Annotated in this window: 16 protein-coding genes; 1 reads left to right on the top strand and 15 read right to left on the bottom strand. The window is 71.9% G+C overall.

Translation table 11 applies throughout. From position 1 onward, the window contains the following. Positions 1-126: 126 nt before the first annotated feature. The 7 genes from EOE48_RS22155 to EOE48_RS22125 form a co-directional block, all read right to left on the bottom strand. On the bottom strand, positions 127-1,074 hold the full coding sequence (locus EOE48_RS22155; protein WP_127733060.1) for a methyltransferase domain-containing protein: 948 nt from the start codon (positions 1,072-1,074) through the stop codon (positions 127-129). 16 nt (positions 1,075-1,090) lie between these two features. Further along, positions 1,091-1,639 carry an RBBP9/YdeN family alpha/beta hydrolase gene (locus EOE48_RS22150; protein ID WP_127733059.1) on the bottom strand — a complete coding sequence of 183 codons (549 nt, stop codon included), beginning with the start codon at positions 1,637-1,639 and terminating at the stop codon, positions 1,091-1,093. A 33-nt stretch (positions 1,640-1,672) separates the two neighbouring features. Then, positions 1,673-2,755, bottom strand: a complete 1,083-nt coding sequence (locus tag EOE48_RS22145; protein ID WP_127733058.1) for an apurinic/apyrimidinic endonuclease family protein — start codon at positions 2,753-2,755, stop codon at positions 1,673-1,675. A 103-nt stretch (positions 2,756-2,858) separates the two neighbouring features. Continuing rightward, the gene (locus tag EOE48_RS22140) at positions 2,859-3,692 is read right to left on the bottom strand and encodes a hypothetical protein (protein WP_127733057.1); all 834 of its coding nucleotides are present in this window, start codon (positions 3,690-3,692) and stop codon (positions 2,859-2,861) included. Between the two features lie 108 nt (positions 3,693-3,800). Beyond that, positions 3,801-4,208, bottom strand: coding sequence for a DUF3618 domain-containing protein (locus EOE48_RS22135; protein WP_127733056.1), 408 nt, complete (start codon positions 4,206-4,208; stop codon positions 3,801-3,803). Continuing rightward, on the bottom strand, positions 4,205-4,609 hold the full coding sequence (locus tag EOE48_RS22130) for a phage holin family protein (protein WP_127733055.1): 405 nt from the start codon (positions 4,607-4,609) through the stop codon (positions 4,205-4,207). Before EOE48_RS22130 ends, EOE48_RS22135 begins: the two co-directional genes overlap by 4 nt. A gap of 10 nt (positions 4,610-4,619) precedes the next feature. Continuing rightward, entirely contained in the window at positions 4,620-5,198 is a 579-nt protein-coding gene (locus EOE48_RS22125; RefSeq protein WP_246154702.1) for a hypothetical protein, read from the bottom strand. Between the two features lie 301 nt (positions 5,199-5,499). On the opposite strand from EOE48_RS22125, the gene EOE48_RS22120 reads away from it, so the two are divergent. Continuing rightward, complete coding sequence (locus EOE48_RS22120) at positions 5,500-6,918, top strand: alpha,alpha-trehalose-phosphate synthase (UDP-forming) (protein WP_127733054.1); 1,419 nt, start codon at positions 5,500-5,502, stop codon at positions 6,916-6,918. A gap of 71 nt (positions 6,919-6,989) precedes the next feature. Here EOE48_RS22120 and EOE48_RS22115 read toward each other — a convergent pair whose 3' ends face one another. The 8 genes from EOE48_RS22115 to gnd form a co-directional block, all read right to left on the bottom strand. Continuing rightward, the gene (locus EOE48_RS22115; RefSeq protein ID WP_127733053.1) at positions 6,990-7,874 is read right to left on the bottom strand and encodes a PPC domain-containing DNA-binding protein; all 885 of its coding nucleotides are present in this window, start codon (positions 7,872-7,874) and stop codon (positions 6,990-6,992) included. Positions 7,875-7,958: 84 nt separating this feature from the next. After that, positions 7,959-8,594, bottom strand: coding sequence for a ribonuclease HII (locus EOE48_RS22110; protein WP_127733052.1), 636 nt, complete (start codon positions 8,592-8,594; stop codon positions 7,959-7,961). 124 nt (positions 8,595-8,718) lie between these two features. Then, entirely contained in the window at positions 8,719-9,402 is a 684-nt protein-coding gene (locus EOE48_RS22105) for a hypothetical protein (RefSeq protein WP_127733051.1), read from the bottom strand. Beyond that, positions 9,399-9,626 (bottom strand): RusA family crossover junction endodeoxyribonuclease, encoded by a 228-nt coding sequence (locus tag EOE48_RS22100; RefSeq protein WP_127733050.1) that lies wholly within the window; start codon positions 9,624-9,626, stop codon positions 9,399-9,401. The genes EOE48_RS22105 and EOE48_RS22100 overlap by 4 nt, the downstream gene beginning before the upstream one ends. 91 nt (positions 9,627-9,717) lie before the next feature. After that, positions 9,718-10,506, bottom strand: a complete 789-nt coding sequence (locus EOE48_RS22095) for a class I SAM-dependent methyltransferase (protein ID WP_127733049.1) — start codon at positions 10,504-10,506, stop codon at positions 9,718-9,720. Positions 10,507-10,651: 145 nt separating this feature from the next. Next, on the bottom strand, positions 10,652-11,371 hold the full coding sequence (gene pgl, locus EOE48_RS22090; protein ID WP_127733048.1) for a 6-phosphogluconolactonase: 720 nt from the start codon (positions 11,369-11,371) through the stop codon (positions 10,652-10,654). A 4-nt stretch (positions 11,372-11,375) separates the two neighbouring features. Then, positions 11,376-12,908 carry a glucose-6-phosphate dehydrogenase gene (gene zwf, locus EOE48_RS22085; protein ID WP_127733047.1) on the bottom strand — a complete coding sequence of 511 codons (1,533 nt, stop codon included), beginning with the start codon at positions 12,906-12,908 and terminating at the stop codon, positions 11,376-11,378. 51 nt (positions 12,909-12,959) lie between these two features. Further along, positions 12,960-13,937 (bottom strand): phosphogluconate dehydrogenase (NAD(+)-dependent, decarboxylating), encoded by a 978-nt coding sequence (gene gnd, locus EOE48_RS22080; protein WP_127733046.1) that lies wholly within the window; start codon positions 13,935-13,937, stop codon positions 12,960-12,962. Positions 13,938-14,037: the final 100 nt, after the last annotated feature.

Raw genomic sequence — 14,037 nt, 5'->3', positions numbered from 1 at the left:
CTCTCTGGAGGGAGCAGGCTTTGGCGACGTTCCGGCGCAAGCGACACAGAACGAAACCTCGCTTCACTCTGCCGCCACCCTGGGCCTACGCCCTCTGCACCGCTGCCTGAATGGCCAAAGTCGAGCTCAGGGCTTGTGCGCGAACAGGTAGGTGCCGCTCGCCAACTCGAAATTCTTCTCCGCCGGCAGGTCCTTGACGAAGCTCTCGTCGAGCAGGGTCAGGGGGTCGGCGGTGAAGTCGGACAGGCGGCGCGACAGGAAGCGCTTGCGGGCCTCCTTCGGCAGGCCCGCGGCCCAGCTCTGCACGATCCAGGTCAGGCTCCAGATCGGCAGCAGCGAGGTCGGCACGTATTGCTGGTCGACCGTGAGATGATCCTCGAACAGGGCGCGCAGGCCCTCGACGGTCATGTTGAAGTAGTGGTGCGGGTAGCCGTGCATCGGCTGGAGGAACGGCACCGCGCAGAGCAGCCGGCCGCCGGGCTTGAGCACCCGGGCGATCTCGCGGGCGCAGGCGAACGGGTCGCGGACGTGCTCCAGCACCGCCACCGAGATCACGCCGTCGAAGCTGGCGTCGCGGAACGGCAGCACCTCGCCGATGCCGAGCACGTCGGTGGTGTCGTAATCGACGATCTCGAGGTTGACGACATTGGAATAGTAGCGGTCGCGCTGCCCGGCGCCGCAATCGAGGATCAGCCCGTCCGGGTGGGCGGCGATCAGCTCCTCGACATGGGGGTCGTAGGCGTTCTGCGACACGTTGGCGGTCGGGTCGGCGGTGGCGAGCGCCCGCAGCTCGTCGCTGAGATAGTCATATTTCGCCCCGAGGCGCCGGTGCGGGAGGTCCTCGCGCAGGTGGGGCGCCAGCCGCTCCAGCTTCTGCGCCATCATGGCCTCGAACCCCGCCGGCAGCCGGCGCTGGCGCCGGCCCTGACGGAGGCCGAGGCGGTCGAAATGCGCCCGCCCGCTGGCCAGCCGGCCCGAGCGCACGCCCTCCTGCACGTCGGGATTAGCCGCCAGATAGGCGGCTTCGGAGAAATTGGCCGCGGTCGCGGTCTCGGCGAGGTCGAGGAAGGGCAAGGCCGGGTCCCGGGCGTCAGAGGGTCTTGAGGAAGCCGGCGAAGCGCATCAGCCCCTCGGGCCACGGGCCGTGGCCGCTCTCGCCATTGAGGTGGCCGGATTCGCCGGCATCGACGAGGTCGGCGCCCCAGGCGGCGGCGAAATCCCCGGCGCGGTCGTAGGCGGTGTAGGGGTCGGTGCGGCTCGCCACCAGCACGGCCGGGAAGGGGAGGGGGGCTTGGGGGATCGGCGCGAAGCCGCGCAGGATGTCCGGGGTGTCGGCCCGCTCGACGTCCGGCAGGGCGACCAGGAAGGCGCCGCGCACTGCGCCCGGCGCCAGCAGCGGGGCGGCCTGCGCCACCGCGATCACCCCGAGGCTGTGGGCGACGAGGACCACTGGCCGCGATGCCGCCGCGACCGCCGCCACGACGGCGTCGCGCCACGCGGCCGGCTCGGGGTGGTCCCAGTCCTCCTGCACGACGCGGCGGGCGGTGGAGAGGCGGCCCTCCCACCGGCTCTGCCAGTGGTCGGGTCCCGAGCCGCTGTAGCCCGGGACGAGAAGGATGTCGCAATCGGCGGTTCGCATCGGCCGACAGGTAACGCGCGCGGCGCGGGCCGTCTATTCCGCCGCCGCCGCGAGAGCCGCTAGCCCGAGGGCCGGCGCGACGTCCTGCGCGATGCCGACCGAGGCGAGGTTCTTCAGCTTGGCCTCGATCTCGAAGTCGCTCCAGGCGAGGTGGCGGGCCACCAGGGCGTTGACCGCCCGGTTCCACATCATGTCGGAATGGCCGGCGAGGTCGCGGCCGTTGAGGCCGGCCATGGTCAGGGCGGCGAAGTCCGGCGCCCGCTCGGGATCGTGGCCGGGCAGGAATTCTTCTCGCGAGACGCTGATGTGGCTCACCGGGCGCACCCCGCGCCAGGACTCGCGTACCCGGGCGATGCGGGGATCGTCGGGCTCGATGTACTCGCCGCGGCTGTGGATCCAGTGGTGGTGCAGGTCGAGCACCACGGGCACGAGGTCCCCGAGTCGCAGCACGTCGTCGAGGCCGAACGACGTCTCGTCGTTCTCGACCGTGACGAGGTCGCGCGCCGTCCGCGACACGCGCGGGAGGGTCTCGCGGAAGGCCGGGATGCCGGGGTCGCGGGCGCCGACATGGATGTTGACGTGGGCGCCGTGCGGGTGCCAGCCGGTGCCGTAGCCCATCATCGCCATCACCTCGGCGTGGTAGTCGAGTTCGGCGATGCCGTTCTCCAGGGCGGCCGGGTTGCGGCTCGCCAGGATGCAGAACGGGCCGGGATGCATGCTGAGCCGTACGTCGCCGGCCCGCGCCGCCTCGCCGATGCCGGCGAGCCCGGCCTCGATCGCCGCCCGCAGGTCCGGCTCGGCGTAGAGCGGGCGCACCTCGGGATGGGTGTAGCCGGGCAGGACGCCGCTGACGAGGCGCAGCAGCCGCTCCAGGGGCGGGCGGCCGGCGACCCACTCGACCTGCCGCCGCAGGGCGCCGAGGTTGTGGGTGACCACCGCGACCAGCTTCTCCCGCGCCGCGTTCGGCGACAGGCGGCGCAGATGCGCGATGGTGACGGAGGTGGCGTTCATCACCAGCGCGGCGTCCTTGGCCGCCTTCTGGGTGGCGTAGCCGCCGGGCGGCGCGTCCGGGATGAACTTGCAGCAGAAGCCGAGGCGGGGCGTGTCGTCGGTCATGCAGCGACAACGCCGCCACCGGGCCGCCGGGTCCGTCGCCCTCCACAGCGAAACGGCCGCACCGGGGTGCGGCCGCTCGGGACGATGGCGGAGAACGGGAAGGTCAGTGCGTGCGGATCGTGCTCGTCGGCCGCGCCGCCTCCGGCTCGCTGCCGGCACCCTGCGGCGCGCGCTGCTTCAGCTCGTCGGAGGCCGCGTGGACCGCGGCCGAGGCGGCGTCCTGGGCCTGGTCGAGGGCGGTCTCGACGAACTGGCGACCGCGCTCGGTGGCGTCGCGGGCATAGCGCAGGCCCTGGTCGCGGACCTCGTCGGCCCAGGCGCCGACCGTGCGGTCCTCCTGGCGGGTGCGCGGCAGCAGGGCGCCCAGCAGCAGGCCGGCCGCGACCCCGACGACGCCGACGAGGACCGGGTTCTCCGACACGAAGCGCTCGACCGCGCTCGACCCCTGCGAGAAGCGCTCGGCGCCGCGGTCGCGCAGGTCGGCGTAGCGGCGGGCACCGGATTCGATCCGCTCGTCGGCCCAGTCGCGGGCCCGGTCGATGGTCTCGCTGCCGCGGCCGCGCACGGCGCCGTAGCCCTGGTTCGCGCGCTCGTGGGCCTGCGAGACGGCGTCGCTGGCGCCCTGGCGCAGGCGGTCGACGGTGGCGTCGGCGCGGTCGCGGAGCTGGTCGGCGGTCTGGCGCACGGTCTCGCCGAGTCGCGACGCGGTCTGCTTGGCCTGCTCGCTCAGGTCCTGGGCGGTCTCGCTCGCCCGGTCGGCGAGGCCGGCGGCGGTGGCCTTGGCGTCGTTGGCCGCGCCGGCGGCCCGGTCCTGGGCCGCGTCGACCGTCGCCCGGACGGTATCGTGATCCTGGTGCAGGGTCTTCTCCGGTCCGGTCGCGGGGGTGTGGGCGGACGGGGCGTCGGGGGTGACGGGCTTGATGGTGTGGTCGGCCATGGAAGGCGGCTCCTGAACATCGTCCGCGCAGGGGAAATCCCGCCGCGGCGGACGTGAAGCGATCACGAGGGGAGGCGGAGCCGCGCCGGGCGGCTCCGCCGCGAGGATTCAGATCCGGGCGCCGGCCTCGCGGCCCCCGGCGACGGCGTCGGCCGCCGGATGCCCGGTCGGGCGGTCGGGGTCGTAGACCCGGGCGGCCGGGGTGCTCATCACCGGCACCGCCTCGGCGCCCTCGACCGTGGCCTGGAGGTGGCGGCGGCGGCGCGCGTCCTCCGAGACCCGGTGCAGGAGCCAGCCGACGCCGGCGACGATCAGCATGACCGGCACCGGGTTGCGGCGCACGGCGGCGAGCGCGCCGTCGTAGACGCCGCTCGCCGGCGACTGGCGCACGGTGCCGAGCATCTCGTCGACGATGCTCGCCGGCGACAGACGGTCCTGGATGCGGTCGATGGTCCGGTCCAGCCGGGCCCGGGTCTGCTCAATGTCCTGCTCGAGATCCGAGATCGACTGACTCATCCCGACACCCTCTCCGAGAGCACGCGGGCGTCCTGGCGGAACTGGCGGGTGGTGCGGGTCGGCGCCAGCGTCGAGGCCGACATCGCGCTGCGGCCCCACAGGGCGAGGCCGATGCCGACGACGAGGAACGCCACACCGACGATGAGGGCCGCCAGCGCCTCGGAATGGACCACCGTCGCCAGCCACTTCACCAGGGCGTCGGTGAGGACGAGGAGCGCCACCACCGCGAACACCGCCGCCCCGACCATCATGCCGAGCCCGAGGAACAGCGTCCTCAGGTTGTTCGACATCTCGGTGCGGAACAGCGCGATCTCCTTGCGGGCGAGGTCGGTGGTCTCGCGCAGGGCCTCGGCGAGCAGCCCCTGGATACTGCCGGCCCCGCCGTTCTGATGCTCAGCCATCGGGGCCTCCTCAGACGGGATAGCGGGCGCCGGGGTGGCGGTCGCCCGGCTGGTAGGGCGAGGTCTCCGACCGGCGGGCGCTGCCGTAGTCGGCCCCCGTGCCGGCGACGTGAGCCGGATGGGCCGAGGCCTTGATGAACCGGGCGGCGAGGAAGCCGGTGAGGAAGGTCGCGACCGCGACCGCGGCCGGGCGGCGGCGGGCCACCGCCTCGATGTCGCTGTAGAAGTCCTCGAAGCTGCGCTCGCGGATCGAGCCGGAGAGCTGCTCCAGCCCGTCGGCGGCGCTGTCGAAGAAGGCGCGGACGTTGGGCTGCTGGTCGAGGCCCTTGCCCGACTCGCGCAGGGCCGCGGCCATGTCGGAGACCGACTGGGCGGCGTCGCTCTTGCGCCGGTCGACGTAGCCGCCGACCTGCTCGCGCGCCGCCTCGACGAGGCTGTAGCTGCGCTCGATCGCGACGTCGCCGAGCTGGCGCACGTCCTGGCGCAGGGCGTTCCAGTCCGCCGGCTGATCGCCGTGGGAGGTCGCTCCCTGCGACGGTTGGCCGGCGCCCTGCGCACGCTGATAGTCGTTGTCCAAACCCGCCGTCATCGCTGCCACTCCTCGCTCGGGGTCTCGCTTCCGTCGCCGGCCGCGCGGCCTCGGGCACCGGTCGCCATCCTTTCCGAGAAACCGGGTGTGACGCCTACGGTTCCGGCCGCCTCGCGCCCGCCGGCACGGCGGTTTCCTGTGGAGCGCGGTCCACGGCCGGCCGGGACAGCGTGAACGAAGTGTTTTCGGCAAGGGTTGACCCGCGGCGACGGATCGCGCTTGCTTCCCGCGCGTTGCCGATCCGACGGGAAGAGAAGCGCGGCGCACGGGCCCTTCCCGCAAGCCGGAGTCCATATCCGCCGTGTCACGCCTCATCATCGTGTCGAACCGCGTCGCCGTCCCGGAGGCGGGCTCCAAGGCGGTCGCGGCCGGCGGCCTCGCGGTCGCGCTCAAGGAAGCCTTCACCGCCTACAAGGGGCTGTGGTTCGGCTGGAGCGGCAAGATCACCGACACGCCGTCGGACACCCCGACCATCGCCGACCGCGGCCGGGTGCAGTACGCGGTGATGGACCTCTCGCCCCAGGACCACCGCGAGTATTACAGCGGCTTCGCCAACCGGGCGCTGTGGCCGATCATGCATTACCGCCTCGGCCTCGCGGCGTTCTCGCGGGCCGACTTTGCCGGCTACCAGCGCGTCAACCGCATCTTCGCCCAGGCGCTCGCCAAGCTGGTCGAGCCCGGCGACCTGATCTGGGTCCACGATTACCACCTGATCCCGCTCGCCTCGGAGCTGCGCGGGCTCGGGGTCGCCAACCCGATCGGCTATTTCCACCACATCCCCTGGCCCTCGGGCGAGGTGTTCAACACCCTGCCGGCCTCGAACGAGCTGCTGCGGGCGGTCTCGGACTACGACCTGATCGGCCTCCAGACCGACGGCGACGTCCACAACCTGACCCGCAACCTCATGGACGAGCTGCGGGCGATTCCCCTCGGCGGCGGCTCGCTGATGGTGGACGGGCGCCGCACCCGGATCCGCTCGTTCCCGATCGGCATCGACGTCGAGGGCTTCCGGCAGGCGGCCGAGCGCGCCGGCATGAACCGCACCGTGCGCGACACGATGGCGGGCCTGCGCACCCGCAAGCTGCTGATCGGCGTCGACCGGCTCGACTACTCGAAGGGCGTTCCCGAGCGGATGGAATCGGTCGAGCGGTTCTTCGCCTCGAACCCCGACCAGCGCGGCAACGTCGTCTTCCTGCAGATCGCCCCGAAGTCCCGCACCGAGGTGCCGGAATACGAGCAGCTCTCCCGCGACGTGAACGAGGTGCTGGGCAACATCAACGGCTCGCTGGGCGAGCCGTCCTGGACGCCGATCCAGTACGTCACCAAGGCGTATCCGCGCGCGGTGCTCGCCGGCCTGTACCGCGCCGCCCGGGTCGGGCTGGTGACGCCGATGCGCGACGGCATGAACCTCGTCGCCAAGGAATACGTCGCCGCTCAGGCCGACGACGATCCGGGCGTGCTGGTGCTGTCGAAGTTCGCCGGCGCGGCCCGCCAGCTTCCCGAGGCGCTGCTCGTCAACCCCTACGACCGGTTCGAGGTCGCCGAGGCGATCCGCGCCGCGCTCTACATGCCGAAGGCCGAGCGGCTGGAGCGGTGGCGCCCGATGTTCGACCGCATGGCGCGGGAGGACGTCGACTGGTGGGCCCGCTCGTATCTCGGCGAGCTCGAAGGCTTCCGCACCACCGAACGCGAGCCGCCGGCGGCGGCCGAGACGGCCTGATAGCCGGCTCACCGCCGGTCGTGAGCCGGCGCAATTGACTGCCCCTTGTGGGGGGAGGGTCGAGCGCCGCGCTACTCCACCACCTCCAGATGCAACTCGCAGGTGATGCACACCGCGTTGCTGCCGCGCTGGAGCGGCCCCTCGTGGATCGCACCGTCCACGTCCACCACCGCGATGTCGATGGCGGCGCGCGGGCGGCCGTCCTCGCCGGGACCGACCGATCCGTCGCGGATGAACAGCTCGCTCGCCTCGGTCGGCACCATGCGGCCGTCGGCGAAGACCGGGCGCACGAGGCTGCCGAGGCCGCGCAGCCGCGCCACCCGGATGCTGCGCCCGGCGCAGGCCGCCTCGACCGCCGCGAACAGTTCCTCGTTCGGCTGCACCTTCAGCAGCACCGAGCCGCCGTCGCCGCCGAGGGAAGCCGGCGTGAACAGCGGGAAATTGGTCTCCGCGTCCGGCTCGACCCGCCACGCCGCCTCGGCCGTGCCCCAAGCCTCGGCCTCGCAGGGCGCCCGCACCACGACCTCGGCCGGCAGCAGATGGCCGCCGCGCCGGCGCCCGTCCGGCTCGACCCACACGCCGTGGACGTGCAGGAACGGCGCGCCGTCGCGCTCGCCGAAGGTCGCGGTGGCGGCCTCCAGCCGGGTCTCGCCGGCCGGCCGGTAGGTCTCGCTGTACCACGCGGCGTGGACCCCGTCGGAGGACAGGGCCGGCATCACGTAGGCGAACGGATCGAAGCTGCCGCCGTGCAGATGCACGACGCCGCCGCGCATGCCCTGTGCGGCGAGCGGCCCGGTCACCGCGTCGAGGAGCGTCCGGCCGGGCTCCAGGCCGAACCGGGCGTGGAGCGGCCGGCCGGCGGCGGCGAGATGGCGCTCCGGCCGGGCCGGGCCGGGCTGGGCGAGGTGCGAGGGGGGAAACGGCCCCTCGCCCGCGGCGCGCGTCGCTGCGATCATCGGGCGACGGGTCCCGGCGGAATCCGGTCGGTCATGGGGCATCCTCCCTCTGCGGCGCCGGTCTCGCGGCCGGCGTGGTCGGCCTTATGGCACGGGCTTGGCTCCGCCCCGAAGCGAAACCGCGCCGGAGCGGAAGCTCGTCCGATGATGGCGACTGATCCCGGCGCTCAGCATCGCCGCCCGATGGGCCGCGGTGCCGTAGCCGACGTTGCGCTCCCAGGCATAGGCGGGATGGCGCCGGGCGAGCGCCCGCATCAGCCGGTCGCGCATCACCTTGGCGACGATCGAGGCCGCCGCGATCTGCGGCACCAGCCGGTCGCCGCCGACCCGTGCCTCGGCCGGCAGGGTGAGGCCCGGCGGCACGTCGCGGCCGTCGACCATCACGGTCGCGGCGATGCCGGCCGCGGCCACCCTGGCCACCGCCCGGCGCATCGCGTCGAGGGTGGCGGCGCGCACGTTGATGCGGTCGATCAGCTCGCGCGATCCGCCCGCATAGGCGACCGCGCCGGCGGCGGCGATGGCCGGGGCCAGCCGCTCCCGGGTGGCGGCGTCGAGGCGCTTGCTGTCGTCGAGGGCGCCGAGCAGGTCGGCCGGGATCCGCCGCGGATCGAAGTAGACGGCCGCCACGATCACCGGCCCGCACAGGGCGCCGCGGCCGACCTCGTCGCAGCCGATCACGGCAGGGTAGGTGTGGGCGAGGCGCGGATCGAACGGAGGCATGCCGGCTTCTCGCATCCCGCGGGCGGAATGGGGAGGGGGCGGGGCGATGTCGGCGACCCCGGTCACCCTCTTGCCGAATCCGCTCGGCGGCGGCGCCGCCGGCTTCGGAACCTGCGCTCCCCCGTCACGCCGCCTCGTCGAGGCTGTGCGTGATTCCTTCCAGATCATGAATGAGGCGGGCGACATCGTGGGCCGGCACGATCGTCCCGAGACCGCCGTGAACGACGGCGTTCCTCAGCCTCGTCAGATCTCGCAGCCGGCGGGCATCGGCCTCTTCCAGGTAACCCATCTCCGCCAGCGTCTGGACCGCCTGAACCGGCGACAGGGGCCGCGCCCTGGCCTTCTCCTCCGTGGGGGAGACGAGCCGAGCCATCGCTTCCAGAAGCGACCATGCCATCACCAGCGCCGCCCGTTCGTGGACGCCATCCAGCAGCACCCGAGCCTCCGCGAGGCCGGATGCGAGTTCGCCCGACGTCGGTGCCGGCAAGCCCGGCGCCACCTCGGCGGGCGGCGACACGTAGAAGACCCGCAACTCCCAACCGTTCTGGGATTCGACCAGCTTCGCCAGATCGGCAAGGCTCTCTGCCTGCGTCTCCCTCCCGCGTACCCTGATCTTGATGACGATCCCGCCATCCGGGCCGATGCCCAGCGCGTCCGGCTGGTAGCCCTTGAGGAACTCAGGGATGACCTCCGAGGAGGGCTGGACGTGGAACGTCCAACCCCGCTTTCCGACATCGCGCCGCAACCGTCCCATCAGATCGTCGATCCGGGCGGCGAGTTCGTCCGAATCGGAAGGCCGATACGTCATGCCGCTGTCCTCCAACTCAGATCGTCGTCGACCCTGATATAGACGACCGGCGGTTCGGCCCCGAGCGCCTCTTCCAGCGTCTCGGTCATCGACGCGAACTGGACGACGGTTCCCGGCTCGATCTTCTGCACGATGACGCGTTCGATAACGCGGTCGCTCCGATAAACCGCTCCCAGCATGCCATCGAGGATGAGCCTGACGATGTTGTCGACATCCCCGTCCATGGGGCCGGCGCGAAGTAAAGGATCTTCACGGCGAGCGGCCGGTCGTCGAGCCAAGTCAGTTCCCGTGATGCCATATGCTGAGCGCCGACCTTCACGTCGGCTTGCGCGCGCGAATTATCAAGGAGATCGGAACGACACGGGTATCAGCCACCACGGGTTCGCGCTCCGCAAGCTCCGCATCTGCACAGGGTTCCGCAAACTGCTCGATGACCCATCCCGCCTCGCAGATCATCTTGACCCACTCGCTCAGCGTCCGGTGGAATCGCGGGATGCGAAACGGTGCATCCTTCTCCCGCGCGTCGGCTGACAGGGTTGAGAACCACCAAGTATCCACCCGACCGTCGATGCGATCGAAATAGCCACCCACTTCCACCGCCCTGGTCTTCCCGTCCCCGTCTCGCAACACTTTCCGGTATGCCGGGACGAAGCAGGGGTGAAGGATCGAGAACTGGAGGAACCCACCGCGCCGGACCACACGGTGCGCCTCGCGCAGCACCTTTGCCTGATCGGGGATGTCCATCAGGGACATGAACGCGGTCGCGAAGTCGAAGCCGTTTTCCTCGAACGGGAGATTCGTTCCATCTGCCGTCTGGTAGACGATGCCGAGTGGCTCGGCCGCTTCGGCTGTCCGCGCGTGGCGCACGAAGGTCGGTGCGACGTCGATCCCCTGCATGATCGCCCCCAGACGAGCGATCTGCCGTGTGTTGGCGCCCTCGCCACAGCCGATGTCTAGACCCGAGAGACCGGACACTCTCGGTAGCATCGCCAGAAAGGCCGGGGTGTTAAGCGCGTCCCGGTAGATGTCGAAGCCTGCGCGGACATGGCGCGTCCAGGCATCGGCGTTGGCTTCCCAGCATTCGGCGACATCACGATCCTGCATGACGCTCCTCCGCTCGTGTGCTCGTACGTAACACAAGATGCACACGGCCTTGGAAGCCTTCACGCTGGCCAGCGGGTCCGATGCGGTCGCTGTGGCCTGGTCGCGTGTCGCCGGATCTGACGTCGATCGCGGCCGGAGCCTCGCCCTACCCCGCCGCCGCCTCGTCCAGCAGCCACACCGTCTCGCCCCAGGCGCGGGCGCGGCCGGCGGGCAGGTTCTCGCCGGCGGCGAGGCGGGCCAGCGGCTCCACCTTGCCGGTGCCGGTGACGAGAAAGAGCATCCGGCGGGTCGCGGCCAGGGCCGGCAGGGTCAGGCTGACCCGCGGCACGAACGGCGCGAGCCCGGCCTCCGGCACGCCGACGACCCAGGCCGCATCCTCCTCGACCGCCGGCTTGCCCGGAAACAGCGAGGCGGTGTGGCCGTCCTCGCCGAGGCCGAGCAGCACGAGGTCGAACAGCGGGCGCTCGGGCGTCAGCGTACCGGAACCGTGGAAGCTGCGCAGGGTCGCCTCGTAGGCAGCCGCGCAGGCCTCCGGCGTGCCGTCGATCGGGATCGGGAACAGGTGGCCGGGCGGAATCGGGGAATCCGACCCAAACGCCTCGGCGACCATGCGGGCGTTGCTGCCGGCCTCCGGGGTGTCGCCGACCCGCTCGTCGCCGAAGAACAGGTGCAGCCGCTCCCACGGCACCCGGTCGCGATACTCGCCGGCGAGCAGGGCGTAGAGGCGCTTGGGCGTCGAGCCGCCCGACAGGCAGAGCGCGAACCGATCCGAGGTCCGGGCGGCGGCGACGATGTGGTCGGCCGCCGCCCGGGCGACGGCGTCGGGATCGGGCAGGATCGTCGCGCCGGGTGGGAGCACCGCCATCGCGTCAGACCTTCTCCAGGGGCCGCCAGGCGTGGCCGTCGCGGGCGAGCAGGTCGTCGGCCTCCTTGGGGCCGGCGCTGCCGGCGCGGTAGGGCAGGGGGGCGTCGTGGGTCTTCGCGTGGTGGTCGAGGATCGGCTGGACGATCCGCCAGCCCTCCTCGATCGTGTCGGCGCGCTGGAACAGCGTCGGGTCGCCGATCATCGCGTCGTAGATCAGGGTCTCGTAGCCGGTGCTGGGCTCGATTCGGAAGAAGTCCTTGTAGCGGAAGCTCATGTCGGCGGCGCCCAGCCGCACCTGCGGCCCCGGCACCTTGACGCCGAAATGCAGCGAGATGCCCTCGTCGGGCTGGAGTTGCAGCACCAGCCAGTTCGGCGCGGTCTGCTCGACGTCGGTGCCGCGGAACAGCGACAGCGGCGCCTGCTTGAACCGGATCGCGATCTCGGTGTCGCGCCCGGTCATCGACTTGCCGGTGCGCAGGTAGAACGGCACCCCGGCCCAGCGCCAGTTGTCGATGCTGAGTTTCAGGGCGATGTAGGTCTCGGTGCGGCTGTCGGCGGCGACGTCGGGCTCGCCCGTGTAGTCCTTCACCGCCTCGCCCAGCACCGTGCCGGCCCGGTATTGGCCGCGCACCGCCTCCTCGGGCTTGGCCGAGCGGGTCGCCAGCAGCACGTCCTGCTTGCGGTCGCGCACCGCCTCGGCGTCGAAGGAGATCGGCGGCTCCATCGCCACCAGGGTGAAGAGCTGAAACAGGTGGTTGGGCACCATGTCGCGCAGGGCGCCGGTCGCCTCATAGAACTGGCCGCGGCCCTCGACACCCACCGTCTCCGACACGGTGATCTGGACGTGGTCGATGTGGTCCCGGCGCCACAGCGGCTCGAACAGGCCGTTGCCGAACCGGAACGTCATGATGTTCTGCACCGTCTCCTTGCCGAGGAAGTGGTCGATGCGGAAGACCTGACGCTCGTCGAGCACGGTCAGGATCTGGCGGTCGAGGGCCTGGGCCGAGGCGAGGTCGTGGCCGAACGGCTTCTCGATCACCACCCGGCGCCAGCGCCCCTCGGCCTCGCCGACGAGGCCGGCCTTGCCGAGCTGCTCGACCGTCGGGCCGAACAGGCTCGCGGCGATGGCGAGGTAGAACAGCACGCTGCCGCCCTCCGGGTCGCCGGAGACCTGGGCGAGGCGCGTCTTGACCTCGGCGAAGGTCGCCCCGTCGGTGAGGTCGCCGTCGATGTAGGTGATCCGCGAGGCGACGCGCTGCCACACCGCCTCGTCGAAGGTGCCGCCGCCGGCCTCGCCGCCCTTCTGGGTCAGGTAGCCCTTCACCGTCCGGGTCAGCTCGGCGACGTAGTCCTCGGAGGAGGTCTCTGTCCGGCTCACCGCGATGATCGAGATCGGGTCGGGCAGCAGGTTCCAGAGCGCGAGGTTGTAGAGCGCCGGCATCAGCAGCCGGTGGGTCAGATCCCCGGTCGCGCCGAAGATCACCAGGGTGCAGGGGTCCGGGGGCGGCGGGCTCTCGGACGGGGGTTGGGAGGGCATCGGCGGATCCGGGTCGGTGACGGGAGGGGCGGCGGGAGCGCGGACCGGAGCCTATTTCGGTTCCTGGTGGCCGCCGAAGCCCTTGCGCATCGCCGAGAGCAGCTTGTCGGCATAGGTCGCTTGCTGCCGCGAGCGGAAGCGGGCGTAGAGCGCCGCCGACAGGACGTGGGCCGGCACCGCCTCCTCGATCGCGGCGTTCAGCGTCCAGCGGCCCTCGCCGGAATCGGCGACGTGGCCGGAGAAGCCGTCGAGGCGTTCGTCGGTGGCGAGCGCCGCCGCGGTGAGGTCGAGCAGCCACGACGACACCACGCTGCCGCGCCGCCAGACCTCGGCGATGTCGGCGAGGTCGAGGTCGAAGCGCTGCGCCTCCGGCAGCTCCGGCGAGTTGGCGTGGCGCAGGATGTCGAAGCCCTCGGCATAGGCCTGCATCAGGCCGTACTCGATGCCGTTGTGGATCATCTTGACGAAGTGGCCGGCGCCGCTCGGGCCGGCATGGATGTAGCCGCGCTCGGCCCGGTCGTCGCGGTCCCCGCGGCCTTGCGTGCGCGGCACCTCGCCGAGGCCCGGCGCCAGGGTCGAGAAGATCGGATCGAGGCGGTCGACCGCCTCCTTGTGGCCGCCGATCATCATGCAGTAGCCGCGATCGAGCCCCCAGACGCCGCCGGAGGTGCCGACGTCGACGTAGTGCAGGCCTTTGGCGTCGAGCACTTGCGCCCGGCGGATGTCGTCCTTGTAGAACGAGTTGCCGCCGTCGATGATCGTGTCGCCGGGCTGCATCAGCTCGGCGAGCCGCATCACCGTCGCCTCGGTCGGGTCGCCCGCCGGCACCATCACCCAGGCGGTCCGCGGCGCGTCGAGGCGCTGCACGAACTCCTCCAGGCTGCCGGCCCCGACCGCGCCGGTCTCGCCGGCGAGGGCCGTCACCGCCGCTGGGTTCTCGTCGTAGACCACCGCCGTATGTCCGTTGCGCAGGAGGCGACGCACGATGTTGCCCCCCATCCGTCCCAGACCGACCATGCCGAGCTGCATCGCGACCGCTCCCGCGTCCCCAGGGCGACGGCCGGCCGGGGGCCGGTCTCGCCGATTGGCGCCCCTCTTGGTGATTTCCCGCGGGAGCCCCGGCCGGGCC

This window comes from Methylobacterium oryzihabitans, assembly GCF_004004555.2.
In the GTDB taxonomy this organism is placed as follows: domain Bacteria; phylum Pseudomonadota; class Alphaproteobacteria; order Rhizobiales; family Beijerinckiaceae; genus Methylobacterium; species Methylobacterium oryzihabitans.
Note: the sequence above shows the minus strand (reverse complement) of the source record. Positions and strands in the feature narration are given on the sequence as shown.

What these genes read in the sequence shown, in the direction of transcription:
- EOE48_RS22150 (WP_127733059.1), bottom strand. Translation starts at nt 1,639, where the DNA reads ATGCGAACCGCCGATTGCGACATCCTTCTCGTCCCGGGCTACAGCGGC.
- EOE48_RS22145 (WP_127733058.1), bottom strand. Translation starts at nt 2,755, where the DNA reads ATGACCGACGACACGCCCCGCCTCGGCTTCTGCTGCAAGTTCATCCCG.
- EOE48_RS22140 (WP_127733057.1), bottom strand. Translation starts at nt 3,692, where the DNA reads ATGGCCGACCACACCATCAAGCCCGTCACCCCCGACGCCCCGTCCGCC.
- EOE48_RS22135 (WP_127733056.1), bottom strand. Translation starts at nt 4,208, where the DNA reads ATGAGTCAGTCGATCTCGGATCTCGAGCAGGACATTGAGCAGACCCGG.
- EOE48_RS22130 (WP_127733055.1), bottom strand. Translation starts at nt 4,609, where the DNA reads ATGGCTGAGCATCAGAACGGCGGGGCCGGCAGTATCCAGGGGCTGCTC.
- EOE48_RS22125 (WP_246154702.1), bottom strand. Translation starts at nt 5,198, where the DNA reads ATGACGGCGGGTTTGGACAACGACTATCAGCGTGCGCAGGGCGCCGGC.
- EOE48_RS22115 (WP_127733053.1), bottom strand. Translation starts at nt 7,874, where the DNA reads ATGATCGCAGCGACGCGCGCCGCGGGCGAGGGGCCGTTTCCCCCCTCG.
- EOE48_RS22110 (WP_127733052.1), bottom strand. Translation starts at nt 8,594, where the DNA reads ATGCCTCCGTTCGATCCGCGCCTCGCCCACACCTACCCTGCCGTGATC.
- EOE48_RS22105 (WP_127733051.1), bottom strand. Translation starts at nt 9,402, where the DNA reads ATGACGTATCGGCCTTCCGATTCGGACGAACTCGCCGCCCGGATCGAC.
- EOE48_RS22100 (WP_127733050.1), bottom strand. Translation starts at nt 9,626, where the DNA reads ATGGACGGGGATGTCGACAACATCGTCAGGCTCATCCTCGATGGCATG.
- EOE48_RS22095 (WP_127733049.1), bottom strand. Translation starts at nt 10,506, where the DNA reads ATGCAGGATCGTGATGTCGCCGAATGCTGGGAAGCCAACGCCGATGCC.
- pgl (WP_127733048.1), bottom strand. Translation starts at nt 11,371, where the DNA reads ATGGCGGTGCTCCCACCCGGCGCGACGATCCTGCCCGATCCCGACGCC.
- zwf (WP_127733047.1), bottom strand. Translation starts at nt 12,908, where the DNA reads ATGCCCTCCCAACCCCCGTCCGAGAGCCCGCCGCCCCCGGACCCCTGC.
- gnd (WP_127733046.1), bottom strand. Translation starts at nt 13,937, where the DNA reads ATGCAGCTCGGCATGGTCGGTCTGGGACGGATGGGGGGCAACATCGTG.